The 25,038-nt window shown below is 72.8% G+C and carries 26 protein-coding genes and 1 pseudogene; 14 read left to right on the forward strand and 13 right to left on the reverse strand.

The features are described from left to right. Positions 1–4: 4 nt before the first annotated feature. Complete coding sequence (locus BJ961_RS20105) at positions 5–613, reverse strand: CGNR zinc finger domain-containing protein (protein ID WP_271414172.1); 609 nt, start codon at positions 611–613, stop codon at positions 5–7. A gap of 38 nt (positions 614–651) precedes the next feature. Here BJ961_RS20105 and BJ961_RS36180 point away from each other — a divergent pair. Continuing rightward, a pseudogene (locus BJ961_RS36180) lies at positions 652–1,850 on the forward strand (MFS transporter). A 5-nt stretch (positions 1,851–1,855) separates the two neighbouring features. Continuing rightward, complete coding sequence (locus tag BJ961_RS20115; protein WP_271414173.1) at positions 1,856–1,984, forward strand: hypothetical protein; 129 nt, start codon at positions 1,856–1,858, stop codon at positions 1,982–1,984. Here BJ961_RS20115 and BJ961_RS20120 read toward each other — a convergent pair. The 6 genes from BJ961_RS20120 to paaA all read right to left on the reverse strand — a co-directional run bounded on the left by BJ961_RS20120 (position 1,981) and on the right by paaA (position 7,370). Next, a complete protein-coding gene (locus BJ961_RS20120; RefSeq protein ID WP_381160805.1) occupies positions 1,981–3,444 on the reverse strand; it encodes an alpha/beta hydrolase family protein in 1,464 nt (487 codons plus the stop codon). The two genes, BJ961_RS20115 and BJ961_RS20120, sit on opposite strands and share 4 nt — an antisense overlap. 179 nt (positions 3,445–3,623) lie before the next feature. Then, positions 3,624–4,730 (reverse strand): 1,2-phenylacetyl-CoA epoxidase subunit PaaE, encoded by a 1,107-nt coding sequence (paaE, locus tag BJ961_RS20125; protein ID WP_271414174.1) that lies wholly within the window; start codon positions 4,728–4,730, stop codon positions 3,624–3,626. Next, complete coding sequence (paaD, locus tag BJ961_RS20130; protein ID WP_271414175.1) at positions 4,730–5,245, reverse strand: 1,2-phenylacetyl-CoA epoxidase subunit PaaD; 516 nt, start codon at positions 5,243–5,245, stop codon at positions 4,730–4,732. The genes paaE and paaD overlap by 1 nt, the downstream gene beginning before the upstream one ends. Then, positions 5,239–6,066 (reverse strand): 1,2-phenylacetyl-CoA epoxidase subunit PaaC, encoded by an 828-nt coding sequence (paaC, locus tag BJ961_RS20135; protein WP_271414176.1) that lies wholly within the window; start codon positions 6,064–6,066, stop codon positions 5,239–5,241. Before paaC ends, paaD begins: the two co-directional genes overlap by 7 nt. 9 nt (positions 6,067–6,075) lie before the next feature. Then, a complete protein-coding gene (gene paaB / locus BJ961_RS20140; RefSeq protein WP_271414177.1) occupies positions 6,076–6,387 on the reverse strand; it encodes a 1,2-phenylacetyl-CoA epoxidase subunit PaaB in 312 nt (103 codons plus the stop codon). Beyond that, positions 6,384–7,370, reverse strand: a complete 987-nt coding sequence (gene paaA, locus BJ961_RS20145) for a 1,2-phenylacetyl-CoA epoxidase subunit PaaA (RefSeq protein ID WP_164386001.1) — start codon at positions 7,368–7,370, stop codon at positions 6,384–6,386. Before paaA ends, paaB begins: the two co-directional genes overlap by 4 nt. 176 nt (positions 7,371–7,546) lie before the next feature. Here paaA and paaI point away from each other — a divergent pair, with 176 nt between their 5' ends. From paaI to BJ961_RS20160, 3 genes are all read left to right on the forward strand, one after another. Beyond that, positions 7,547–7,996, forward strand: a complete 450-nt coding sequence (paaI, locus tag BJ961_RS20150) for a hydroxyphenylacetyl-CoA thioesterase PaaI (protein ID WP_271414178.1) — start codon at positions 7,547–7,549, stop codon at positions 7,994–7,996. Further along, complete coding sequence (gene paaK / locus BJ961_RS20155; RefSeq protein ID WP_271414179.1) at positions 7,993–9,339, forward strand: phenylacetate--CoA ligase PaaK; 1,347 nt, start codon at positions 7,993–7,995, stop codon at positions 9,337–9,339. The genes paaI and paaK overlap by 4 nt, the downstream gene beginning before the upstream one ends. A 111-nt stretch (positions 9,340–9,450) precedes the next feature. Beyond that, positions 9,451–10,749 carry a flavin-containing monooxygenase gene (locus tag BJ961_RS20160; protein ID WP_271414180.1) on the forward strand — a complete coding sequence of 433 codons (1,299 nt, stop codon included), beginning with the start codon at positions 9,451–9,453 and terminating at the stop codon, positions 10,747–10,749. Positions 10,750–10,856: 107 nt separating this feature from the next. On the opposite strand, the gene BJ961_RS20165 is transcribed toward BJ961_RS20160, so the two are convergent. The 6 genes from BJ961_RS20165 to BJ961_RS20190 form a co-directional block, all read right to left on the reverse strand. Beyond that, positions 10,857–11,984, reverse strand: a complete 1,128-nt coding sequence (locus BJ961_RS20165; RefSeq protein WP_271414181.1) for a tryptophan dimethylallyltransferase family protein — start codon at positions 11,982–11,984, stop codon at positions 10,857–10,859. A 207-nt stretch (positions 11,985–12,191) separates the two neighbouring features. Beyond that, entirely contained in the window at positions 12,192–13,541 is a 1,350-nt protein-coding gene (locus BJ961_RS20170) for a cytochrome P450 (RefSeq protein WP_271414182.1), read from the reverse strand. A 15-nt stretch (positions 13,542–13,556) separates the two neighbouring features. Then, entirely contained in the window at positions 13,557–14,150 is a 594-nt protein-coding gene (locus BJ961_RS20175) for a GTP-binding protein (protein ID WP_271414183.1), read from the reverse strand. Continuing rightward, the gene (locus BJ961_RS20180) at positions 14,125–14,502 is read right to left on the reverse strand and encodes a DUF742 domain-containing protein (RefSeq protein WP_271414184.1); all 378 of its coding nucleotides are present in this window, start codon (positions 14,500–14,502) and stop codon (positions 14,125–14,127) included. The genes BJ961_RS20175 and BJ961_RS20180 overlap by 26 nt, the downstream gene beginning before the upstream one ends. Beyond that, the gene (locus BJ961_RS20185; protein ID WP_271414185.1) at positions 14,499–14,900 is read right to left on the reverse strand and encodes a roadblock/LC7 domain-containing protein; all 402 of its coding nucleotides are present in this window, start codon (positions 14,898–14,900) and stop codon (positions 14,499–14,501) included. Before BJ961_RS20185 ends, BJ961_RS20180 begins: the two co-directional genes overlap by 4 nt. Beyond that, on the reverse strand, positions 14,897–16,087 hold the full coding sequence (locus BJ961_RS20190) for a sensor histidine kinase (RefSeq protein WP_271414186.1): 1,191 nt from the start codon (positions 16,085–16,087) through the stop codon (positions 14,897–14,899). The genes BJ961_RS20185 and BJ961_RS20190 overlap by 4 nt, the downstream gene beginning before the upstream one ends. 340 nt (positions 16,088–16,427) lie before the next feature. Between BJ961_RS20190 and BJ961_RS20195 the strand changes: the two genes are divergently transcribed. From BJ961_RS20195 to BJ961_RS20230, 9 genes are all read left to right on the forward strand, one after another. Then, positions 16,428–17,180 (forward strand): sulfite exporter TauE/SafE family protein, encoded by a 753-nt coding sequence (locus tag BJ961_RS20195; RefSeq protein WP_271417110.1) that lies wholly within the window; start codon positions 16,428–16,430, stop codon positions 17,178–17,180. A gap of 173 nt (positions 17,181–17,353) precedes the next feature. Continuing rightward, positions 17,354–18,751 carry a cytochrome P450 gene (locus BJ961_RS20200; protein ID WP_271414187.1) on the forward strand — a complete coding sequence of 466 codons (1,398 nt, stop codon included), beginning with the start codon at positions 17,354–17,356 and terminating at the stop codon, positions 18,749–18,751. A 165-nt stretch (positions 18,752–18,916) separates the two neighbouring features. Beyond that, complete coding sequence (locus tag BJ961_RS20205; protein WP_271414188.1) at positions 18,917–19,645, forward strand: S1 family peptidase; 729 nt, start codon at positions 18,917–18,919, stop codon at positions 19,643–19,645. A gap of 154 nt (positions 19,646–19,799) precedes the next feature. Further along, positions 19,800–20,639: an ABC transporter ATP-binding protein gene (locus tag BJ961_RS20210; protein ID WP_271414189.1), complete on the forward strand. Its 840-nt coding sequence runs from the start codon at positions 19,800–19,802 to the stop codon at positions 20,637–20,639. An 86-nt stretch (positions 20,640–20,725) separates the two neighbouring features. Then, positions 20,726–20,800 (forward strand): putative leader peptide, encoded by a 75-nt coding sequence (locus tag BJ961_RS36185; RefSeq protein ID WP_356626429.1) that lies wholly within the window; start codon positions 20,726–20,728, stop codon positions 20,798–20,800. A 49-nt stretch (positions 20,801–20,849) separates the two neighbouring features. Continuing rightward, positions 20,850–21,926 carry an ABC transporter substrate-binding protein gene (locus BJ961_RS20215; protein WP_271414190.1) on the forward strand — a complete coding sequence of 359 codons (1,077 nt, stop codon included), beginning with the start codon at positions 20,850–20,852 and terminating at the stop codon, positions 21,924–21,926. Beyond that, positions 21,923–22,777, forward strand: coding sequence for an ABC transporter permease (locus tag BJ961_RS20220; protein ID WP_271414191.1), 855 nt, complete (start codon positions 21,923–21,925; stop codon positions 22,775–22,777). The genes BJ961_RS20215 and BJ961_RS20220 overlap by 4 nt, the downstream gene beginning before the upstream one ends. Beyond that, a complete protein-coding gene (locus BJ961_RS20225; protein WP_271414192.1) occupies positions 22,753–23,538 on the forward strand; it encodes an ABC transporter ATP-binding protein in 786 nt (261 codons plus the stop codon). The genes BJ961_RS20220 and BJ961_RS20225 overlap by 25 nt, the downstream gene beginning before the upstream one ends. Further along, positions 23,535–24,857, forward strand: a complete 1,323-nt coding sequence (locus BJ961_RS20230) for an LLM class flavin-dependent oxidoreductase (RefSeq protein WP_271414193.1) — start codon at positions 23,535–23,537, stop codon at positions 24,855–24,857. The genes BJ961_RS20225 and BJ961_RS20230 overlap by 4 nt, the downstream gene beginning before the upstream one ends. The last annotated feature ends 181 nt before the right edge of the window (positions 24,858–25,038 follow it).

Consider the following 25,038-nt stretch of genomic DNA (forward strand, 5'->3'; position numbering starts at 1 on the left):
CCCGTCAGCCCCGGCGCCGGTGCGCCGCGACTCGCTCCCGGGTCGCGCAGCGACGCGAGCAGTAACGGCGCTCGGGACCGCTGCCCCGGGCGATGAAGACGTTGCGGCAGCCGCCGGACGCGCACACCCGGCCGGGCGGGCGCTGACGGTCCCAGACCAGGACCGTCAGCGCCATGCAGGACGAGGCCAGGAACCATTGCGGCCACGGCGCGTCGTCGTCGTGGTCGAGGTGGGGGTGCCAGGGGGCGGCGCCCCGGTGGGACGTCAGGCGGAGCGGTCCCGTGTGCGCGCCGAGGAGGCGGTTCAGCGCGTGCGCGGCCGCGTCGGCGGATTCCGCAGCGAACACCTCCCGCAGCAGGGCGGCGGCCTCGCGCATCCCGGCGAGGTCGCGCGGGGTGAGGTCGACGGGATCGTTCTCGCCGTAGGCGCGCAGCACGTCGGCGACTTGGCCCGGGTCGGGCGAGTCCCCGGCGAGGGCGTTGACGAGGGCGGCGGTGCGCCGGGCCGTGGTCAGGACGGAGTGCCTGGTGGACCAGTCGTCATGGAGAGGAGAGAGAGAAGAGAGAGGGGAGGGAGGGGGCAGAGGAGAGGCCACCGGCCGAATGTAACGCATGTTGCTGAGTTTTGAGTTACTCCCGTACCGTCTCGCCGGTGCCGAAGGGTTATTCGATACGGGCGTATCTGGCCGGGGCGACGGCAGCGCGCGCCGGGGACGAGATGTCGGGGCCGGCGCTGCTGCTGGCGGGCCTCGCCCTGACCGGATCGGCGACGGAGGCGTCGTCGCTGCTCGCGGGCATCACGGTCTCCGCCGCGATCGGCGGCCCGGTACTCGGCGCCCTCCTCGACCGGGCGTCACGGCCCGGCCGCCTCCTGGCCTGCGCGCTCGCGCTGTACGCCACGGGACTGATCGCGATCCTCCTCGGCCTGGGCCGCGTTCCGACGGCCTGCGCCGTCCTGCTCGCGGTGTTCACGGGGCTGCTGGGTCCCGCGCTCTCCGGCGGCTGGACCGCGCAGTTGCCCCGGGTGGCGGCGGGCGGCCACCTGCCCCGGGCCAACGCGCTGGACGCGATGACCTTCAGCGCGGCGAGCCTGGCCGGTCCCGCCCTGGCCGGCGGCGTGGCGGTGACCCTGGGGGCCTCCACGGCGGTCGTGGTCGCCGCGGCACTGGTGGCCGCGGCGGCGCCCGCCGCGTGGCGCCTGCCGACGCGTCCGCGGCCGGCCCCGGGGGACGGCCGGCCGCCGTGACCGGCGCGCTCGCCGCCGGGTTCCGGGTCATCGTCCGGCGCCCGCTTCTCGCCCGGGCGACGTACACCTCGGTCGTCTGCTGCGTCGCCCAGGGCATGCTGGCGGCCTGTGTCCCGCTCCTGGGCGCACGGGTTCTGGGCGCGGCCGGGCGCGGCGCCCTGCTGCTCTCCTGCGCGGCCGTCTCCGCCCTCGCGGCCAACGCCGTACTCGCCCGCCATCCGCGCGCCCTCGCCCCGGACACGGTCGTCCGGGCCTCGGCCCTGGTCCAGGCGGCGGCGTTGGCCCTGGCGGCCACCGGTCGGCCCGCGATCCTCCTGGTGGCCGCACTCGTCCTGGGCGTCGGCGAAGGCCCCCAGCTCACCGCGCTGTTCGCGGTACGGCACCGGGAGGCCCCCGATCGGCTGCGCGGCCAGATCTTCACCACCGGGGCGAGCCTCAAGGTCACCGCGTTCGCGCTGGGCGCGGCCGTCGCCGGCCCGTTGGCCACGTGGTCCCTGCCGGGCACCCTGACGGTGGCGGCGGGCACGGCGGTGGGCGCGGCGGCGGGTGCGGCGTTCGTCGGCCGCAAACCGTTTGACGGCCCTCCGCGTCCGGGGGTCGGATGAGGCCCATGGGTTCAGGGTGGACGCAGCCGGCCCCACGCGACCTCGACGACCGACTCGTGCGGCGGCTGATCGCCGAACAGTTCCCGCGGTGGGCGGGGCTGCCCGCCCGGGCGGTACTCGCCGAACCGGGCTAGGGCGCGATGCCCACGCCCTCGATCCTGCTCCACGCCCGCTCCTGAGCGGCGGTCATGGCGGGCCAGGCGAGGCCGCCCGGCCGGGGCCGCACCCGCGAGGCGTACGCGGAGGGCTGGAAGCCGGGGTCGTAGAAGCAGCCCTCACCGTACGTCGCGTCGAAGGCGCTGCAGGAGGCGGCGATCGCCCGCGGGCTCGGCCTGTGCCCCGTGCGCACCCAGCTGTCCAGCGCGGAGAGGGAGTTGGCGTACTCGGAGTCACTCAGCGAGCTGTGCTCGTGCTCGTTCGTGAAGGTCTGGACGAGGTTCCCGTCCCGTCCGGCCCCCCGGAGTGTGGCGCGGTAGGCCGCCTCGTGCTCCACGAACGCCGTCGGGTCGTCGATGGCGTGCAGGGTGAGGACGGGGAGGGAGACCCTGCCGGTGAGGTCGCTGTCCCAGGACAGGTCACGGCGTGCGGTGGGGTCCGCCGAGAAGCGTGCGACGCCCGCGTTGAGCGCCTTGTCGTCGTGCGAGCCGGTGTAGCGCACACCCCGGTTGCTCCAGGGGTTCCGCCCGCCGAGCCGGTCGGTCACGATGTCCCGGAAGGTGAAGGTGGCGAACCTCAGATGTGATTCCAGGGTGCGCTCGGGGATGCCCGTGACGGCGAGGATGTCGTCCAGGTTGCGCTGCTGCGGTGCGGTCCGGTCCGCCGCTTCGGAGGCGTAGCCCGTGCACTCCTGGAGGCGGGCGCGCAGCCCGGCGGTCGTCATCGTGGAACCGGCGCGCAGGCCCTGCCACAACGGGTACTGCGGCTCGCTCGGCCGCGGGTGGTTGTGGCAGTAGTACTGGTAGACCACCCGCAGGTCCACGCGGTAGTCGTAGCCGCGCGAACCGCCGCCGAGGACGCCGTTGGTCAGCAGCACCCCGTCGTAGGCACCGGGGCGCCGGCCGTAGGTCTCGGCGGCCTTGGCGGCGACGTTGCCGCCCCAGGACTGGCCGTGCAGGTAGGTGCGGTCCGGGCGGCCGAAGCGGTCGGTGAACACGCGGCGCACGTTCTCGGTGTCGGCGGCGGCCATGCGGGCCCCGTAGCCGCCGCGCCGGTAGGAGGAGCCGGCCCAGGCGTATCCCTGGTCGACCATCACCGCCCAGCGTTCCAGGTCCTCGGTGCTGCGGGCGGGGTCGGAGGTGTCGCCGAGGTCGGGGCCGCCGTGGGCGTGCACGACGAGCGAGCCGTTCCAGCGGTGGGGCACGGCCATCGTGTAGTGGGCCCCGTTCGCGTCCTGGCCGGTGTAGCAGGTGGCCTTCCCGGCGAGGGCGGGCGGGCAGTCGGCGGTCACCGGCCGCTCGGCCGCCCGTGCGGGGGCGGCGGAGACGTTGCCGAGGGTGCCGAGGAAGACGGCGGCGAGCGCGGCGGCCACGACCGCCGGACGGCTTCTGCGGTGCATGACCCGGGCGTCGTGCGTGGCTGCTTCGGGTGTGGACAAGGTGCGGCTCCTGTACGTGCTCTGCTGCTGCGGTCCGGCGCGAGTCGCGCTGCGAGCAGGGATGTTAGGAACACGGCGGAGCCGGAGCCACCCCTTCCGCCGTTGCGTTCATAGTGTTCGCCCGGAAACCCTCGCCCACGGCGGCAACCCCGCCTGAACGGGCGGGAACCGACGCCCGGTCAGCTGTCGTAGTCCACGGTCACCTTCTCGGAGACCGGGTACGACTGGCAGGTCAGGACATAGCCCGCGTCGACCTCGGCCGCCTCGAGCGCGTAGTTGCGGCGCATGTCGACGCTCCCGTCGGTGACCAGGGCCCGGCAGGTTCCGCAGACCCCGCCCTTGCAGGCGAAGGGCAGGTCGGGGCGGGTCTGCTGGGCGCCGTCGAGGACGGAGCGCTCCCGGGAGAGGGGGGAGGTCGTGGAGCGGCCGTCCAGGGTGACGGTGACCTCGCTGACGGGCCCCTGCGGACCGCTGTCCTCGTGACGGACCTCCCGCACGGGCTCGTCGTCGGCGAAGAACAGCTCCCGGTGGACGCGCTCCGCCGGGACGCCGAGGCCGGTCAGGACCTGCTGGGCGTCGGCGACCATGCCCTGCGGGCCGCACAGCCACCAGTGGTCGGCGGCCGGCACGTCCACCAGGGAGTCGACCAGCGCGGAGAGTCGTCCGGCGTCCAGGCGGCCGGAGAGCACCTCGGCCTCGCGGGGTTCGCGGGAGAGCACGTGGGCGAGGTGGAAGCGGGTCGGGTGGAGGTCCTTCAGGTCGGCCAGCTCGTCGGCGAACATCACCGTGTCGGTGCGGCGGTTGCCGTAGAAGAGGGTGACGGTGGAGCGGTCGTCGGCGGCGAGCACCGACTCGGCGATGGACACCATCGGGGTGATGCCCGATCCGGCCGCGATCAGGACGTGGTGGCCGGGGGCGGTCAGGTCGGGGGTGAAGAGGCCGGTGGGCGCCATCACTTCCACGGTGTCGCCCGGCCGCACGTCCTCGACCAGCCACGCCGAGAACAGTCCGCCCGGCACCACCCGCACCCCGATGCGCGGCGCCGAGCCGGCCGGTGCGCAGATCGAGTAGGAGCGGCGCTCGTCCCGGCCGTCCACCTCGCGCCGCAGGGTGAGCGACTGACCGGGCGCGAAGGCGAACTCGCCGGCCAGTTCGCGCGGGATCTCGAAGCTCACGGCCGCCGCGTCCGCGCACAGCCGCTCGACGGCCGCGACGCGCAGACGGTGGAAGGCGGGCCGGCGGCGGGTGCGCACCGGGGCCGCCGGGACGGGGGCGGTCGGGGCCATCAGATCTCCTTGACGTACTCGAACGGCTCGCGGCAGGCCCGGCAGCGCCACAGCGCCTTGCAGGACGTGGCGGCGAAGCGGGAGGTCTCCTCGGTGTCCGCCGACCCGCAGCGCGGGCAGGGCACCGCGGGCCGGGTGGGCGACAGGACCAGGGAGACGGGGCCTCGGGGTGCGGCCCCCGGCGGGGCGATGCCGTGCTCGGCGAGCTTCAGGCGGCCCGACCCGGTGATCCAGTCGCTGGTCCAGGGCGGGTCCAGGACGGTGCGGATCTCGACGCGCGCGTATCCCGCCCGCCGCAGCCGCGCGGCGACGTCCGCCCGCATCTCGGCCATCGCCGGGCAGCCCGAGTAGGTGGGGGTCAGGCTCGCGACCACGGTGCCGTCCTCGCCGACCTCGACGTCGCGCAAGACGCCGAGGTCGGCGAGGGTCAGCATGGGCAGCTCGGGGTCGGGCACCTGCTCGGCGACGTGCCGGGCGCGGTGGGCGTCCAGGAGTGCGGGGCCGCCGGTCACCATGTCGCCTCCGGGTGGGCGCGGGCGACGCCCTGCAGCTCGGTGAGGAGCGGCGCCAGGTGTTCGGTGTGCTCGCCCGCGCGGCCGGACCCCGGCAGCGGACGGTGGACGGGGAGGGTCAGTCCGGCGGCCTCCGTGACCTGGCGCAGATCGTCGGCGACCTCGTCCCGTACGTCGTACGCCGTGTGCAGTTCGCCGAGGTAGGGGGCGACCTCGTCCAGCGCGGCGCGCGTGCGGCGGTGCGACTCTTCGGTGCCGTCGCCCAGGCGCACGCACCACTCGGCGGCGTACTGCCGGTGGTACGTCAGCTCCTTGACGCCCTTGGCGGCGACCGCCGCGAGCACCGGGTCGGGGTGGGTCTCGAGGCGCCGGAAGTGGGCCAGGCGCCAGCTGGAGAGGACCAGCAGTCGCACGACCGCGAACGCGAAGTCGCCGCCCGGGAGTTCCGCCAGGCGGATGTTGCGGAAGTCGTCGGCATCGCGGAAGTAGGCGTACGCGTCCTCGCCGCGGCCGGTGCCGTCCACCTGCCCGGCGCGGGAGTACAGCAGGCGGGCCTGGCCGAGGAGGTCGAGGCCGATGTTGGCCAGCGCCACCTCCTCCTCCAGCTCCGGGGCGCGGGTGACCCACTCGGCGAGCCGCTGGGCGCTCACCAGGGCGTCGTCGGCGAGCGCCACGCACTCGGCGGCCAGTTCACCGGCGTCGACGCCCTCGGGCACGGTGGTGTCGACGCCGTGCAGCGGGTCCTCGAAGCCGGTGCCGTAGGCCCAGCGGGTGTCGTCCTCGTGCCCCTCGGCCAGGGTGAGGTAGACGTGGTCGTCACTCATGCCCTGCTCCTAGATGTGGGGGACGTCGTCGGGGATGTCGTAGAAGGTCGGATGGCGGTAGACCTTGTCGGCGCTGGGGGCGAAGAAGGGGTCCTTCTCGTCGCGGGTGGAGGCGGCGATGTGCTCGGAGCGCACCACCCAGATGCTCACGCCCTCGTTGCGCCGGGTGTAGAGGTCGCGGGCGTGGGTGAGCGCCATGGCGTCGTCGGCGGCGTGCAGCGAGCCGACGTGGACGTGGTTGAGTCCGCGCTTGCCCCGCACGAACACCTCGTACAGCGGCCAGCCCTGCTTCTCGTACGTCTGGGGCTTGTCGGCGCTCATGCCGCCGCTCCCTTCTCCGCGCGGGCGGCCTGCTTGGCGGCGTGGGCGGTGGCCGCCTCGCGCACCCAGGCGCCCTCCTCGTGAGCGGTGCGCCTCCGCTCCATCCGCCGGTCGTTGCAGGGGCCGTCGCCCTTGATGACGCGCATCAGCTCGTCCCAGTCGGGGGTGCCGAAGTCGTGGTGTCCGCTCTCCTCGTTCCAGCGCAGCTCCGGGTCGGGCAGGGTGACGCCGAGCTTCTCGGCCTGCGGGACGGTCATGTCGACGAAGCGCCGGCGCAGTTCGTCGTTGCTGTGCCGCTTGATCTTCCAGGCCATCGACCGCGCCGAGTTGGGCGAGGCGTCGTCGGGCGGGCCGAACATCATCAGGGACGGCCACCACCAGCGGTCCACCGCGTCCTGGACCATCTCGCGCTGGGCGTCGGTGCCGCGCATCATCGTCATCAGCAGCTCGTAACCCTGCCGCTGGTGGAAGGACTCCTCCTTGCAGATGCGCACCATCGCGCGCGCGTAGGGCCCGTAGGAGCTGCGGCACAGCGGCACCTGGTTGCAGATCGCGGCGCCGTCCACGAACCAGCCGATCACACCGACGTCGGCGAAGCTCAGGGTCGGGTAGTTGAAGATCGACGAGTACTTCTGCCGTCCCTCGATCAGCCGCTCGGTGAGGTCGTCGCGGTCGGCTCCGAGGGTCTCGGCCGCCGAGTACAGGTAGAGCCCGTGCCCGGCCTCGTCCTGGACCTTGGCGAACAGGATCGCCTTGCGGCGCAGCGACGGCGCCCTGGTGATCCACTCGCCCTCGGGCTGCATGCCGATGATCTCCGAGTGCGCGTGCTGCGCGATCTGCCGGATCAGCGTCTTGCGGTAGCCGTCGGGCATCCAGTCCCGCGGCTCCACGCGCTGGTCGCGCGCGATCGTCGCGTCGAAGTGCTCCTGGAGCCCGTCCGGCGCGTCCGGGGGCGGTGCCTCGGCGGCGTGTGTCGTGGTCATCGTCACCAGCTTCCCAACCGACCATTCGTTCGGTATCAGTGTGTCGCGTTTCCGTTCGCCGGGCAAGAGCCGGGGCCCCGCCGTCGCACTCTTGACAGCGCCGCCGCGTGGCTGGATTACTTGGCCGTGCCGCGAGCTAACCGAATGGTCGGTCGGGAGACAAGGTGGTGGGTACGGTGTCGCAGGCCACTGAGCAGACGCCCGCGGAGGTGATGTTCGCCGCGGACGAGGCCTCACGGGGGCTGGGCATCGAGCTGGTCGAGCACGGCGAAGGGACCGCGGTGGCCAGGATGACCGTGACCCCGGCGATGGTCAACGGGCACCGGATCGCCCACGGCGGCTTCCTCTTCCTGCTCGCCGACACCGCCTTCGCCTGCGCCTGCAACAGCCACGGACCGGTGACGGTCGCGGCCGGCGCCGACATCGTCTTCGTCGCCCCGGCCCGCGAGGGCGACGTGCTGGTCGCCCGCGCCGAGGAGCGCGCCCGGTTCGGGCGCAGCGGCATCTACGACGTGAGCGTGTGGCGCGGCGACGAGCTGATCGCGGAGTTCCGCGGCCGCAGCCGCAGCGCCCGGGACGACACGGCGCGCGAGACGCCGGGCACGACGACGAAGGAGTCGCGATGAGCAGCGAGCCGACGACCGGGGCGGCCCCGGCGCCCCGACCGGGCGAGCCCCTCCCCCACGACCTGCTCGACGACGCCGAGCGGCTCACCCGCGAGCAGCTCCGTGAGCTCCAGCTCGACCGCCTGCGCGCGACCCTGCGGCACGCCTACGACCACGTGGAGCTGTACCGCAAGAAGTTCGACGCCGCCGGGGTGACGCCCGAGGACTGCCGCAGCCTGGCGGACCTGTCCCGGTTCCCCTTCACCACCAAGGCCGACCTGCGGGAGACCTACCCCTTCGGCATGTTCGCCGTCCCGATGGCGGACGTACGGCGCCTGCACGCCTCCAGCGGCACCACCGGCCGCGCCACCGTCGTCGGGTACACCGACAACGACCTGTCCATGTGGGCCGACGTCATCGCCCGTTCCATTCGCGCCGCCGGCGGCCGCCCCGGCCACAAGGTGCACATCTCCTACGGCTACGGCCTGTTCACCGGAGGTCTCGGCGCGCACTACGGCGCCGAGCGCGCCGGGTGCACGGTGATCCCGGCGTCCGGCGGCCAGACGGCACGTCAGGTGCAGATCATCCAGGACTTCCGGCCCGAGATCATCATGGTCACCCCGTCCTACCTGCTCACCCTGCTCGACGAGTTCGAGCGGCAGGGCATCGACCCGCGCGGCAGCTCCCTGAAGGTCGGCATCTTCGGCGCCGAGCCGTGGACCGAGGAGATGCGGCGCGAGATCGAGGAGCGCATGGACATCCACGCCGTCGACATCTACGGCCTGTCCGAGGTGATCGGCCCGGGCGTGGCGCAGGAGTGCGTCGAGACCAAGGACGGACTGCACATCTGGGAGGACCACTTCTACCCCGAGGTGGTGGACCCGCTCACGGACGCCGTGCTGCCCGAGGGCGAGGAGGGGGAGGTCGTCTTCACCTCCCTCACCAAGGAGGCGCTCCCGGTGATCCGCTACCGCACGCGCGACCTGTCCCGCCTGCTGCCCGGCACGGCGCGGCCCGCCTTCCGCCGGATGCGGAAGGTCACCGGCCGCTGCGACGACATGATCATCCTGCGCGGGGTGAACGTCTTCCCCACCCAGGTCGAGGAGATCGTGCTGCGCACGCCCGGCGTCGCCCCGCACTTCCAGATCCGGCTCACCGCCCGCGGCCGCATGGACCACATGACCGTACGGGTCGAGGCCCGCACCGACGCCGGCCCAGAGCAGCGCGAGGCCGCCGCGAGGGCGATCGGACAGGGCGTCAAGGACGGCGTGGGCGTCACCGTGGAGGTGGAGGTCGTCGAGCCGGAGACCCTGGAGCGCTCGCTCGGCAAGATCCGCAGGGTGTGGGACATGCGGAGCACGTGAAACGTGATCACGGACACGCCCGTTCATCAGCCGTGCTGGTGTGCGAGGAGATACGGATGGGCAGTAAGTGCATGATCGGGGGAGGTTGAGTACATCCTGGGGGGACATCCCGTGCGTGTGTGTGTGATCGGTGCAGGCCTGTCGGGGCTGGCGGCGGCCCATGCCCTGAAGGAGCGCGGCATCTCCTTCGTCTGCCTGGAGAAGGCACCCGACGTCGGCGGGATCTGGCGTCAGCCGGGAGCCGGCGAGCAGGGCCCGGGCTACCAGACCCTGCACCTGAACACCGCCAAGCAGCTGACGGGTTACGCGGACTTCCCCATGCCGTCCTCGTACCCGCTCTACCCGCGGCACAGCCAGTTCGCCGCCTACCTGCGGTCCTTCGCCGAGTGGGCGGGTCTGCTCGGTCACGTCGAGCTGCGGACCGAGGTGGTGTCCGTCCGCCGGGACGCGGACGGCATGTGGACCGTCGTCAGCCGGGGTGCGGACGGCGCCGAGACCTCGCGGCGGTTCGAGCAGGTGGTCGTCGCCTCGGGGCACCACACCGACCCCGCCCTGCCCGATCCCCTGCCGGCCGGCGCCGACTCCTTCACCGGAACGATTCTGCACTCCCTCGACTACCGCGACGGCGGCGACTTCGCCGGCCGGCGCGTGGTCGTGGTGGGCCTCGGCGCCTCCGCGGTGGACATCGCGGCGGACCTCTCCCGGCACGCGGAGCGGACCCTGCTGTCGGTGCGCCGGGGGCTGCACGTCGTACCCAAGCAGCTCTTCGGGATGTCGGTCGACGAGATCGCCGAGGCCCCCTGGTGGAACGAGATGTCCTTCGCCGAGCGGCGCCAGTGGGTGGAGCAGGCTCTGCTGGTGGCGCGCGGCAGGCTGTCGGACTACGGCCTGCCCGAGCCCGACCACCCGGTCTTCTCCTCCGCCACGACCCTCTCGGACGAGATCCTCAGCCGCATCCGGCACGGCGCGGTGACCCCGAAGCCCGCGATCGCCTCGTTCGACGGCGACCGGGTCGTGTTCACGGACGGCAGTTCCGAGGCGGCCGACGCGGTCGTCTACTGCACCGGCTTCCGCATGACCTTCCCCTTCCTGCCCGCCGGCTGCCCCGTCTCGGCGGACGGCTCGGTCGAGCTGTACCGGCGGGTCGTGCCGGCGGACCGGCCCGGTCTGTACTTCGTCGGGCTGGTGCGGCCCGTGGGCGCGATCACCCGGCTGGTGGAGGCCCAGGCGGAGTGGGTGGCGCGGATCATCGACGGCGCCGCCCCGCTGCCCCCGGCCGAGGAGATGCGCGAGGAGATCGGTACGTACCTCACCGGCATCGTCCAGCGCTACGGCCGGACCGAGGGCGCCTCGATCCAGGTCGACGTGGGCCCGTACCTGGCCGAGTTCCGGGAGGCGCTGCCCGTGTGACCGTCCCGCCGGGCGCCCCGCGCGGTCGGCGGCGGCACCCGGCCGCGTCCGCGCCCGGGGCTCCCGGTGGATCGCGCCGGGAGCCCCGTCGTGTGCGCACGGTCCGGTCAGGACACCGGCAGCGGTCGGCGGACGGCCTCCACCACCGGCGGCCGCACCGCGTACGCCTCCGAGGAGAGGTACGCCGTCACCCGCGGCGCGCTGCCCCGCTGATGGGCGAGGGCCAGGTAGGCGATCAGCCCCACCCCGTCCTCGGGCCGCCGCTCGGTGAGGGCGGCCAGGGCGCGGTCGAGCACGTCGGAGTCCATGCCGTGATGGCGCAGCACCCTGGATGCCCTGGCCAGCACTTCCCCGTCGTGCCGGGCGTAGTCCCTGACCGGGATGTGCAGGGTGAATCCGCTCGGCCGCGCGGTGGTGGTGTCGGTGAAGGAGTGGCAGGTCAGGCCGGGCCTCCTGCCGAGCCCCGCCGTGTCGGGGCCGAGTCCGGCGGCCGTGCGGAAGAACCCCTCGACGGCCGCGGGCCCCGGACCCGAGTCCGTCCGGGACAGGCGCCCGGCCTGGCCGGCGGTGAGGTTCTCGTGCCGTACGTAGACCTTCACCCGGGGCTCCGCCCAGTCACCCAGGTCCAGGGCGAGGAACGGGTGTCCGCTGCCCTTGGGCAGGCTGTCGTAGGCACGGCGGTGGCCGAGCCTGTGCAGGGCCTCGCGCACCGTCGCGGCGGAACGTTCCTCCCCGTTCGCCGCCGGGTTCAGGTACACCTTCACCCTGGGTACGCCGCCGGGCGTCAGCTCCAGGGCGCACCACAGGGCGAGGGGGCCCTGCGGTGCGTCGGGCAGGAACAGGTCCCGGACGTCGTCGAGGGCGTCGGTGGTGAAGTTCCAGCGCCGCGCCATGTCACGGACCGCCCGGAGTCCGGCACGCCCGCCGAGAGCCAGGCTGTCTGCGCCGCAGCCAGGTTCCAGGAGCACCCGCATGGAGGGTGCGGCGTCGGGCCGGAAGGAGAGGGAGAACTCCACGGGGGTGTGGTCGTCGGACAGGAAGGTGCGGTGGGGCGGCGGCAGGTTCAGCGGCCGTTCGGCCTCCGGGCCCAGGGTGTCGGTCAGGACCTGTGCGTAGGTCTCGGCGTCGGCCCCGGACAGGCCGGCGACCGCGCCGAGTCTTCGCAGCTGACCGCTGGTGAAGGAACCGAGCGTCGGGGTGCCCCGCGGGCCCGCGCCCGTCGGTGCCGCGCTCACCGGCCCGTCCCGTGTCGGAGCCGCACAGAGCGATACCCGCCTCGGGAGGCGGGTATCGGGGGGTTCGGCGCCGGGAAAGCGGCGTACGTGGATATGTGGTCCACGACACCTCCTTTTACTCGTAAGCAACTTGAATGCCGCGTTGCTCACTACCCGTGCCGTTGGATCTTCATGCGGGAGGGGCGGGTCGGACAGGTGTTGCGCACATCACCGTGTGAGCCAGTTGAGGAACTGGCTCCACATGCCGTTGCGTTCGGTCGGCCGGGCCGCGCCCGTCGCCTTGTCCCGCTCGGCCGGGGCCCCGGCCGACAGCGGCTCGGCACGCCGCGAGGACCGTGCCGGGGTGAAGCGGGCCGGAAGTGTGGCCAGGGCCCGGTTGAAGGGGCCCGGACGCCACGTCAGACTGTCCTCGGGTACGGCGAGTTGGACGTCGGGCAGCTCGTTGAGGAGGTGCTCGATGGCCGTGACGGTGATGTGCCGGGCCGGTTCCTTGGACGGGCAGGCGTGCGGGCCCGCGCTCCAGGCGAGGTGCGCGCGGTTGCTGCCGGCCTGGCGGGAGGCCTTGAGGGTCGGGCCGGTGTTGGCCGCGGCGAAACTGACCAGGACGAGGTCGCCGGCCTCGAGGTGCTGTCCGGCCAGTTCGGTGTCGGCGGCCGGGTAGTGCGGGGCGTAGTTGGCCATGGGCGGGTTCTCCCACAGCGTGTCGTCGATCGCCTCGTCGATCAGACCGCCCTCGCGTGCGTACCGCTCGTGGGTGAGGAGCCGGTGCAGGGTGTTGCCGAGGAGGTTGCGCAGGGGTTCGGCGCCGGCGCCGAGGAGCAGCGCGAGCTGGTGGACCATCTCCTCGTCGTCGAGACCGGCCTCGTGCCGCATCAGCCAGGAGGTGACGTCGTCGCCGGGCTTGCGCCGCTTGAGCGCGACGAGTTCGCCCACCGCCTGGAAGAGCACCGCGGTGGCCTTCTCGGCGTTGACGCCGTCGAACATGCCGGAGATGCCGAACAGCACCCGGTCGCCGATGTCGGCGGGGCAGCCGAAGAGTTCGTTGAACACGAACAGCGGCAGCTGCTTGGCGTAGTCCCCGAGCAGGTCGGCCGAACCCCGGGCGGCGAACTGGGAGATGAGGTAGCCCGAGATCTGCTCGGTGCTGCGGCTCAGCCGTCGGGTGTCCACCCGCGCCATGCTGTCGGTGACCGCCTGACGCAACCTGATGTGGTCGGCGCCGTCGGCGAACATGCAGTTGGGCCGGTAGGCCAGCAGGGGCGCGACCGGGCTGTCCGGGCCGACCTTGCCCTCGTTGAAGGCACGCCAGCGGCGGGCGTCCTTGCGGAAGGACCCGGAGTCCTGCAGCAGTTGGAGCGCCGCCGCGTAGTCCGTGACCAGCGTCGCCTCGACGCCCGGGGCGAGTTCGACGGGGGCCGCGGCCCCGTAGTGGCGCAGGTACTCGTAGTACGCCTGCGGGTCGGCGGCGAACTCCGGCCCGTGCAGCGGCACCCGGGCGCCGGAGCCGTGGGCCGGGCAGCCGGGAGGCGGCACCGGGGCGGTGTCGTGGGCGTTCATGTCTGCTCCCAGCTCCTAGCGGGTGCGGTCCAGCAAGTAGCGGACGAGGGTGGTCAGTGCGGCGGCCGACGACTTCTCGTCACGGGCGTCGCAGGTGACGACGGGGGTGTCGTCGAGCAGGTCGAGTGCCTCGCGCAGCGCCGGCTCGTCGCGCGGGGGCGTGCCGGCGAAGTGGTTGACGGCGATGGCGTAGTCGAGTCCGTAGTGCTCGATGAGGTCGATCACGGGGAAGGAGTCCGCCAGCCGCTCCGGGTCGACCAGCACCAGGGCGCCGAGCGCGCCGCGGGCCATGTCCTCCCACATCTGCACGAAGCGCTGCTGCCCCGGGGTGCCGAAGAGGTAGAGCACGACGCGGTCGCTGATGGTGAGGCGGCCGAAGTCCATGGCGACCGTGGTGGTGGTCTTGCTCCGGACCCCCTTGAGGTCGTCGACCGACTCGGCGGCCTGCGTCATCGTCTCCTCGGTGGACAGCGGCTCGATCTCGGAGATGGAGCCGATGAGGGTGGTCTTGCCCACCGCGAAGTGCCCGACGACGAGGATCTTCACCGCCGTCTGGGTCGCTCCCTCGCGTACGTAGTCCCGTTCACCCAAACTTGGCGCGGAGCCCATTGAGCACCTCCTCCAGGATCTCTCGGTCCGCGAGACGGGCGCGGGCCACCGGCGGGCGGGTCGTGAGGTGTCCGCCCTCCATCAGGGAGGCCAGCAGGATCCGCACCACGCCCAGCGGGAAATGGCTGTGTCCGGCGATCTCGGCGACCGAGAGGTAGCCGGCGGAGCAGAGGTCGAGCAGGCTCTGCTCCTCCGGGGAGAGCCGGGCGGGACGCCGTGTGTCCTCGGCCGACGCGGTGACCAGGGTGACGAGGGAGAGGTCGTCCTCGTCGGGCAGGCCGCGCCCCTTGGTGATGACGTACTGCCGGACTAATTCGGGCGCCTCGGGCTGCCAGCCGTCGTGGCCGGTCATGAGTGGGCGCCGAGGTTCTCGCGCGGCGGTGTCGTCAGCCGCTTGCCGAGCTGGCCGACGAGCTGCTGCATCCGGAAGGTGATGTCGGCCATGTCGACCTCCGGGGAGGCGGACACGCCGAGGTAGGCACCCTCGCCGGCGGAGATCAGGAACACCCAGCCGCCGTCGAACTCGACGAGGGTCTGCCGCCACGTCTGGCTGGGGTCCTCACAGAAGAACGCGAGGGTGCGGCTGAGCGACTGCACGCCGCTCATGGCGGCGGCGACCCGGTCGGCGTCGTCCTTGCCGAAGTCCTGCGTCCGGGCCATCAACAGGCCGTCGGCGGATATCAGGACCGCGTGCAGGGCGCCTGGAATCTCCAGGGCGCTGTCGAGCATCCATGACAGATCGTCGTTCACGAGACCTCATGTCCTTCGCTGCTTGCACCAGGTGTTCTGCTCGTCCGGCCGGTGTTGTCCCCGGGCCCCTGCTCGGTGACCCGGCCGGACTGCGTTCCGCGCTGGAAGGCACCCATGACCTGTGCCTGCTCGGAGTCGGAGCGGCCCGCCGGGCGCGGGGTGGACGCGCTGCCGGGGACGATGGCCATCGGCCGCTTGCGGCGGCGCCGGGGCAGGCCGTCGCCGGTCTCGGAGGAGGAGGCGAGCGAGGCGGACTCCGGTCCGCCGGCGTCCTGGACCGGCCGGGCGGTGCCGCGGGCGGCCGGGGCGGGCGCCTTCTTCTCCGGCATGGCGGTGAGCAGTTCGTGCGGGAGCAGGACCACCGCCCGTACACCTCCGTAGGGGGAGGAGGAGTCCACCGACACCTCGAAGCCGAATCGCTCGCAGAGCAGGCCGATGACCGCGAAGCCGAACTGCGGCGGGTTGCCGAGCCCCGCCACTCCCGAGGCACGCTCGGTGGCGAGCAGCTTGTCGGCCCGGGTCCGCTCCTCGTCGCTCATGCCGACACCGGCGTCGTCGACGACGACGCAGATGCCCTTGGGCACGGTCCGGATGTTGATCTCGACGACGGTGTCCGGGCTGGAGTAGCTGGTGGCGTTGTCGAGCAGCTCGGCGAGGGCCAGGGCGACGGGCTCCACCGCCCGGCTGGTGATGCCGAAGTCGACCTGGGAGAGGATCTCCACCCGGCGGAAGTGCCGGACCCGGCCCTGGGCGCTGCGCACCACGTCGTACACCGAGGCGGTGTCGCGCCGCCCGCCCAGCCAGCCGTCGCACAGTACGGCGATGGACTGGGCCCGCCGGCCGAACTGCGAGTTGGTGTGGTCGATCTCCAGCAGGTCCTGGAGGAGGGCCGAGTCGCCGTACTTGTTCTGCAGCCGGGAGAGCACCAGTTGCTGTTCGGCGGCGAGGCCCTGAAGGGTCCGCATGGCGGATTTCAGCACCGTCTTGGTCTCGTCCTCGGCCCGCTCCTGGGCGGCCAGCACCGACTTCCCGTAATCGTTCTCCAGCTCGGTGTAGTGGTCCCTGAGCCCCTGGACCTGCTGTCGCAACGCTCGCGCCGCCCTGCGCTGGCGGCTGACGAGCACGGCGGCGGCGACGAGGGCGACAAGGGCGACCCAGAGCAAGGGGTTCCCTGTGTATTCCGTCATAAGACTCTCTTCAGGCGACTGACAGCCGGCTTGCGGCTTGCTGAATTCCCGTCCACGCGGGCGGCCCGGTGGACTGCCCGCACCGGGGGTGACTGCCCGGGCTGTCCCTTACGTCGGGGATGCCGTCTTTCACCCATCCGCCCGCTCCGCAAACGCGGTGATCGTATCACCGCGTGATCAGGTGAATTTACGTCAAGAAGTGCGCACTCAGGACGGGTTGGAGACCGGTTCGGATGCCCTCTCCGACAGTGGGTACAGTCGGCCCCGTGAAAGATGCACAAGACACCTTCCGGCCGAGTACGGGCCGGGCGCGGAACGGCACGGCGTGACGCCTGAGGCCATGGCGGGTGTGTTCGCCGCGGGTGTCGGCGCCGGCGCCATCAACAGCGTCGTCGGTTCCGGCACGCTGATCACCTTTCCCGTGCTGCTGGCCACGGGGCTGTCGCCGGTCACGGCGACCGTCTCCAACGCCCTCGGTCTCGTCCCCGGTTCCGTCAGCGGGGCCATCGGCTACCGCAGGGAGCTGCGCGGGCAGCGGCGGCGCGTCCTGAAGCTGGGCGTCGGCTGCCTGCTGGGCGCGCTGACGGGCGCCACGCTGCTGCTGTCCCTGCCGGCCGACGCGTTCGAGACGATCGTGCCGGTCCTGGTGGGCCTGGCCCTGGTCCTCGTGGCGCTGCAGCCCCGGCTCGCCAAGCTGGTGCAGCGCCGCCGCGAGCGCTCCGGCGCGCGGCCCCGTCGCGACGGCGGCCCGGCGCTGTTCGCCGGGCTGACGCTGGCCAGCGTCTACGGCGGCTACTTCTCCGCGGCGCAGGGCATCATCTACCTGTCCGTGATGGGCATGCTCCTCGACGAGCCGATGCAACGCCTCAACGCCGTCAAGAACGTCCTGTCCGCCCTCGTGAACACGGTCGCCGCGGTCTTCTTCCTCTTCGCCGCGGACTTCGACTGGACCGCCGTCGCGCTCATCGCGGCCGGTTCGGGGCTCGGCGGGTACGTGGGCGCCAAGGTGGGCCGCAGGTTCAGTCCGGTCGTCCTGCGGACGCTGGTCGTGACGGTCGGCACCGTGGCCCTCGTGCAACTGGTGCTCCGCTAGTCCGCGCGGCGGCAGGGTGACGGGGCGGCGGCCCACGAGACTCAGGACAAGAGTGGAACCTGCCCCGCCGCTTGCCCTCGCACACCTCTTCCGCCCACCCGGCGGACGTGGCGTGGACCACGCCGTCGCGCGGATTGCCACCGGGAGCGATCGGGGAAGCCATGGAGGCGCCCATGATCGACTCGAAGGGACACGCCCTCGTGACGCTCGTAGCGCCTCCCCCCATACCCAGGGCAGCGGGCTCGCTGCCGTTTCTGGGTCACGCGACACAGCTCATGCGCGACAACCTCGGCTTCATCGCCGCGCTGCGCACCACCTACGGCCCACTCGTCGAGATCACCCTCCAGCCCGGCACCCGCACCCTCGTGGTCCAGGACCCCGGCCTCATCCGCACCATGCTCACCGACCTGGGACCGAGCCTCGACAAGGGCCGGTTCTTCGAGAAGATGGGACAGCTGCTGGGCGACTCCGTGGTCACCGCGGCCGGCCAGGTCCACGTCCGCAAACGGCGCCACCTCCAGCCCGCGTTCGCCCGTGAGCGCATCGCCCGCTACGTCGACACCATGCGCGGCGAGACGGACGCCGCCGTCGACGGCTGGGTCCCCGGCCGCGGGCTGGACGTGCGCGAGGCGATGGTCGGTCTCAGCCTGGACATGCTGGCCAAGACCGTCTTCTCGGGCAGCCTGGACGACGCCACCTTCCGCCGGCTGCGCGCCGACCTGTCGGTCGTGATGAACGGCGTCGGCGCCCGCGTCATGCTGCCCGACTGGGTGGAGCGGCTGCCGCTGCCCGCCAACCGCCGCTTCTTGGCCGCGCGCGACGCCGTACGGGCCACCGTCGACCGGGCGGTGACCGAACTCCAGGACTCCGGTCACGACACCGGCGACATGCTCTCCCTGCTGTTGCGCACCACCGACGAGGAGACCGGCCGGCCGCTGTCCGGGCACGAGATCTCCTCCGAGATCCTCACGCTGGCCGTGGCCGGCACCGAGACCACCGCCTCGGTGCTCTCCTGGGTGCTGTACGAACTCGCCCGCGATCCCGGGATCGAGGCGCGGGTCCTGGCGGAACTCGGCGAGGTGCTCGGCGACCGTCCGGTGGCCTTCGACGACCTCGGTCGGCTGCCGTACCTGAGGCGGGTGGTCGAGGAGACGCTGCGGCTGCACCACACCGGGTGGCTCGTCACCCGCCGCACCGTCACCGAGACCAGGCTCGGCCCCTGGACGGTGCCCGCCGGGACCGAACTGGCCTACTGCCAGCACGCCCTGCACCGCGACCCGGTGCTGTTCCCCGACCCGCTGAGGTTCGATCCCGACCGCTGGCTGGACGACTCCGGGCCCCGGCCCACGCAGGCGTTCCTGCCCTTCGGCGCGGGCAAGCACAAGTGCATCGGTGACCGGTTCGCCCTCACCGAGCTCCTCACCGCCACCGCCACGATCGTGCGGCGCGTACGGCTGGAGCTCGCCCCCGGCCAGACGGTCCGGCCGGTCGCCGCGGCCACGGTCCGGCCCCGGACCCTGCTGATGACCGTGCGCCCGAGAGCGGACGCCGCCGCCCCGGCCGCCGGCTGAGGACACCGGGCCCGGCCGGGCCCCTCCCCCGGCCGGCCCGGACTGCCGGGGCATAACGCCGTGTTATGCCAAGTCGGGATTGTTCGCGCCGCGGCCGGGCCGGACATGCTGGGCGCCCCCACACATCAGCACGCGTCCAGCGCGTGCCGTCGGAAACGAGGAGCCTTGCGAACCACGAGACTCGTCCCCACCGTGCTGGCCGCTCTCCTGGCCGCGCTGCTGTCCGCGCTCGCACTCGCCCCGACCGCCTCGGCGGTGGAGCCCCGGCCCGGTGACGGCGGCCCCCGGCCGATCATCGGCGGCGGCTACGCGCAGAACGCCCCCTGGGCGGCACGGCTGTTCTCGGGCGGCCAGCAGACCTGCACCTCGACCATCATCTCCCCCACCTGGATCCTCACCGCCAAGCACTGCGTCAGCGGCGGCAACCTCGCCTTCCGCATCGGCAGCCTCGACCAGGGCTCCGGCGGCACGGTGGCGAACGGCGTCCAGACCGTCACCAGCCCCTCGGCCGACCTCGCGCTGGTCCGGCTCGACCGCTCCGTCTCCGCCTCCTACGCACGGCTCGGGCAGCCGGGCACGGTGCGGGTCGGCCAGACCGTCCAGGTCTACGGCTGGGGAGCGACCTCCCGGTGCGGCTCGGAGATCAACTGCCAGTCCCAGTACCTCAAGGTGGCCAACGTGAGCGTCACCCAGGGCTGTTACGACGCCTACTACGGTCAGGCGATATGCGCCCGTCCCGTCGACGGCATCACCGCGGGCGGCGACTCCGGCGGTCCGATGATGTCCGGCGGCGTCCAGGTGGGCGTCGCCTCGACCAGCGACCGCCAGTCCACCACGGCGTACACCAACGTGACCGCCTACCGCTCGTGGATCCAGTCGGTGGCGGGCGTCTGACCGCCTCCGCTCACCAAGGTCCGCCCGCCCGGCCCGGGCCTGTCGGACGTCGTCGTCGGGCCGTCCAGGAACCGGACGGCCCGGCAGGCGCGTGGTCCGTACATCTACTGTTCACGGTGACCGAGGAGAGTCCCGCGCGCGAAGGAGCCACGGCATGACCGCCCAGACAGCCAACTCCCAGGTGGACGAGTACGAGGCGGCCGTTCTCCGGCTCCGGGACGTGGGCGTGCGCCGCTTCACGACGGACCAGCTGATCCTCGACGGCGTCGACTGGACGGTCCGGCCGGGTGAGCACTGGGCGCTGCTGGGGGCCAACGGCGCCGGGAAGACCACGCTGCTGCGGCTGCTCGGCGCGCTCATGCACCCCACCACGGGCACCGTCGAGGTGCTCGGCAGCCGGCTCGGCCGGGTGGACGTGCGGGAGCTGCGGGCCCGCATCGGCCACGTGAACTCCGCGCAGCGGGTGCCGCAGGACCTCACCGCCCACGCGGTCGTGCTCACCGGCCACAGCGGCACCGTGCAGCCCCTGTGGCGGACGTATGACGACGAGGTCCGCCTGCGGGCCCGCGACCTGCTGACCGAGCTGGGCGTCAAGGAGCTGGCCGACCGGCCGTACGGGGTCTGCTCGGGCGGGCAGCGCGCGCGGGTCCTGATCGCCAGGGCGTTGATGGCCGATCCGGCCCTGCTGCTCCTGGACGAGCCGTTCAACGCCCTGGACCTGCCTTCCCGCGAGGATCTCGTGGAGGCCATGCACCAACTGGCCGAGGGGCGGACGCAGTTGGCCACCGTGACGGTCACCCACCACCTGGAGGAGCTGTCCCCGGCGGTGAGCCACGCCCTGCTGCTGCGCGAGGGCCGGATCATGTCGCGGGGCGCGGTGGACGAGGTCCTGACCGACTCCCGGCTGACCGCCTGCTTCGGCCGGGACATCACGGTGGCCCGGCGCGACGGCCGCTGGTCGGCCTATTCCGGCCGGCGCGTTTCCGGGACATGACACGCCCACGAAGGTGTCGTTGCGGTCCTGGCGCGGCCGACCGGTAGGCCTTGACCCCCCTTCGCGCCCTGGTTAGCGTCCCCGGCATGCGGAGATTCCGGCAGTTCACGAAGCGACGCGCCATCGATCTGATGCGCGTCGCCACCGCGGTGTGTTGCTGAGCCCCACCGCCCGACTGTCCTCTTCCTCCCGCATCCCGTGAAGGCCGCGATGACCTCTCGCACACGCATGCCCGGATTCCGGCGCCTTTCCGTCCTGGCCGCACTGGCCCTCCCCCTGACCCTCGCCTCCTGCGTGACCCCGGCACAGTCCACGACGGGCGGCCGGGACCTCTCGCGGGAGCGGATCCCGGCCGCGGTCGACCCCGGCACGACGCTCACGGTCGGGGCGCCCGACCTCAGGGTCGCCCTCGAACTGTCGGGCCAGGCCGACCGGCTGCCCTTCAAGGTGAAGTGGGCCAACATCAGCGGTGGCCCCCAGTGCTCCGAGGCCTTCCGGGCCGACGCCCTCGACATCTGCTCGGCCGCGGACATCCCGTCGATCAACGCGCACTGGACCGGCCTCGACACCAAGCTCGTGGCGGTGAAGTTCCGCACGGATCCCGTCGCCCACCCCGTCTACGAACTGGGAACCGCCCCCGGCTCCGGCATCAGGACCCTCGCGGACCTGCGCGGGAAGAAGATCGCCTACAGCCCGGGACAGGCCCAGGGCGCCCTGGTGCTGCGCATCCTCGCGAAGGCCGGACTCACCCAGCAGGACGTCGAACTCGTCGAACTCGCCAGCACCGGCGACGTGTATCCGACGGCGCTGGGCAACCGCCAGGTGGACGCCGCCCCCATCGCCGACGTCAACATCAAGCGCTACCTCGCCCATTACGGCGAGGAGGGCGGCGCGACGATCAGGCACGGCCTCCGGGACGACCCGGCACACCTGTGGGCGCTCACCGAATCCGTCGCCGACGCACAGAAGTCGGCCGCCGTCCGGGAACTGGTGAGGTTCTGGGCACGGGCGCAGACCTGGATCGACCAGCACCCCCGCGAGTGGGTCGCGGGCTACTACGTGAAGGACCAGGGACTCGACCGCGAGGACGGCGCATACCTGGTACGGCGAGTCGGTCACCCGGACCTTCCGGCGGACTGGACCGACGCCATCCGCCGGCAGCAGCAGACCATCGACCTGCTGGCCGAGGAGCAGAACCGCGAACCGTTCGACGCGGACCAGCTCTTCGACCGCCGCTACGAGGCGGTGGCCGCACAGGCACTCGCCGGTGAGGGGACGCCGTCATGAGCGCCACGACCTTCGACCAGCAGGCGCCCCCGGCGGCGCCGCCCGCACCGGACGCGGCCGGCGCCCGCCGCACACGCGGGCGCCCGGGTCCGGGCCGGCCCGTGCCGTACGGCTGGGCGCTCGGCCCGGTGCTGCTGCTCGTGCTCTGGGCGGCGGGCTCGGGCCTCGGCTTCTTCGACGTCCGCAGCCTGCCCGCACCGTGGACCGTCGCCGGTACCGCGGGGGATCTCCTCGCCGGCGGCAGACTCCAGTCCCACCTCACCACCTCCGCCCAACGCGCCCTGCTGGGGCTCCTGTTCGGCGTCGCGGCGGGGCTGGTGCTCGCGCTGGTCTCCGGTCTCAGCCGGATCGGCGAGGCGCTGATCGACGGCCCGGTGCAGATCAAGCGGTCCATCCCCTCCCTGGCCCTGATCCCGCTGCTGATCCTCTGGTTCGGCATCGGCGAGACGATGAAGGTGGTCACGATCGCCCTCGGTGTCCTCGTGCCGGTCTACATCCACACGCACAACGGGCTGCGCACCATCGACAGCCGCTACGCGGAACTCGCCGCGACGGTACGGCTGGGCCGGTTCGCCTTCGTCCGGCACGTCGTCCTTCCCGGCGCCCTGCCCGGCTTCCTGCTCGGCATGCGCTTCGCGGTGACCTCGGCCTGGCTGGCCCTGGTGGTGGTGGAGCAGGTCAACGCCACCAGCGGCATCGGCTACATGATGGAGCTGGCGCGGACGTACGGGCAGACCGACGTCATCATCGTCGGCCTCGTCGTGTACGGCCTGCTCGGCCTGGTCTCCGACGCACTCGTACGGCTGGTGGAGAGGAGGGCCCTGTCATGGCGGCGCACGCTGGCGGGCTGACGGCGACCGGGGACCGCACGGCGGTCCGCGTCGAGAACCTGGTGCGTTCCTTCGGCGACCGCAGGGTGCTGGACGGGCTCGACCTGTCCATCGCGCCCGGTGAGTTCGTGGCGCTCCTCGGCCGCAGCGGTTCCGGCAAGAGCACACTGCTGCGGGCCCTGGCGGGGCTCGACCACGAGGTGGCGGGCAGCGGCGGCCTGAGCGCCCCGGACCATGTGTCCGTGGTCTTCCAGGACGCACGGCTGCTGCCCTGGAAGCGGCTGCTGGACAACGTCGTCCTGGGCCTGTCCGGGCCGCTGGCCGCGGACCGGGGCCGGGACGCCCTCGCCGAGGTCGGCCTCGCCGGGCGCGAACGCGCCTGGCCCGTGGAGCTGTCGGGCGGCGAACAGCAGCGTGTCGCGCTCGCCCGGTCCCTCGTGCGCGAGCCCCGACTGCTGCTCGCCGACGAGCCGTTCGGCGCGCTGGACGCGCTGACCCGGTCCAGGATGCACGCCCTGCTGCGGCGGCTCTGCGAGCGGCACCGGCCCGCCGTACTGCTCGTCACCCACGACGTCGACGAGGCCGTCGCGCTCGCGGACCGCGTCGTGGTGCTGGACCGGGGCCGGATCTCGGCCGACCTTCCGGTGCGGCTCCCGGCACCGCACCGGCACGGCGGCGCCGCGTACGAGGCCCTGCGCGGCCGGCTGCTCGCCCGGCTGGGAGTGGACGCCGCGGGGCGGGCCGAGGACATCGACAGCGACGGACAGGAGAAGACGGCATGAGCGCCCGGAAGCTGCACCTGAACCTGTTCGTCTACCCGGGCGGGCATCACGAGGCCGCTTGGCGGCACCACGGCACCGACCCCGAGGACCTCCTGGACATCCGCTTCTACCAGGACCTGGCCCGCCGGGCCGAGGCGGCCGCGTTCGACGCCGTGTTCTTCGCCGACGGCCCGTCCCTGGCGGACAACGTCCGCTATGCCAGCCGCTTCCGGCTCGAACCCTTCACCTGGCTGTCCGCGGTCGCGGCGGCCACCGAACGCATCGGCCTGATCGCCACCGCCTCGACCACGTACACCGAGCCGTACAACCTGGCCCGCCTCTTCTCCTCACTCGACCACCTCAGCGGGGGCCGGGCCGGCTGGAACATCGTCACCACCGGCGCCCCGCAGGCCGCCGGGAACTTCGGCCTCGACGCCCACCCGGTACACGCCGAACGGTACGACCGCGCACGGGAGTTCGTGGAGGTGGTGACGAAGCTCTGGGACAGCTGGGAGGACGAGGCACTCGTCGTCGACCAGAAGTCCGGCGTGTTCGCCGACACCGAGCGCATCCACGAGATCAACCACACCGGCCGTCACCTCAAGGTGCGCGGACCCCTGAACCTCCCCCGCTCCCCCCAGGGCCGCCCGGTGTACGTCCAGGCCGGTTCGTCCGAGGACGGCCGTGCCTTCGCCGCCGCGTACGCCGAGGCCGTGTTCACGGCGCACCAGACGCTGCGCAGCGGTCAGGAGTTCTACGCCGACCTCAAGGCGCGGGCCGCGGCACTGGGCCGTGACCCGGCCCGGCTGATCGTGCTGCCCGGCATCAGTCCCTTCATCGGCTCGACCGAGGCGGAGGCGCACGCGCTGCACCAGGAGTTCGACGAACTCACCCAGCCCGAGTACTCGCTCCACCTGCTCCAGCGCCTGCTGGGTCTGGAGCTGAGCACCGCCGAGCTGGACGGGCCCGTGCCCCGGCGGCTCATCGAGACCCGGGGAGAGCGCGGCAACGGCAGCCGCTTCCGGCTGGTCCTGGACATCATCGACCGCGAACGGCCCACCGTGCGCGAGCTGCTGCACCGGCTCGCGGGCGCCCGCGGCCACCGCGTGGTGGCGGGTACCCCGGAGCAGGTCGCCGACCGGATCCAGGAGTGGTTCGAGCAGGGGGCGGCCGACGGTTTCAACATCATGCCGCCCTGGCTGACCGGTGGCTTCGACCTCTTCGCCGACCAGGTGGTACCGCTGCTGCGGGAACGGGGCCTGTTCCGCGCCGCGTACGACGGCGCCACACTGCGCGACCACTACGGTCTGCCGAGGCCCGCCGCGGAACCCGTTCGCTGAGGGGGGCGAGGGCGGCCCCGGACGTATCGGCGTACGCGGCGTCCGGGGCCGCCGCCCGGCTCCCCCGCCGGGGACTGCCCGTCCTGCGGCCGCGGGAAACGGGAGGCGGCGGTGATCGGCGCCAGTGCACCCCCACGGGTTACCCCGGTCAACCCGGCGGACCGTCCGCGGCGCCGGCGTG

Source organism: Streptomyces lienomycini, assembly GCF_027947595.1.
Classification (GTDB): Bacteria; Actinomycetota; Actinomycetes; order Streptomycetales; family Streptomycetaceae; genus Streptomyces; species Streptomyces lienomycini.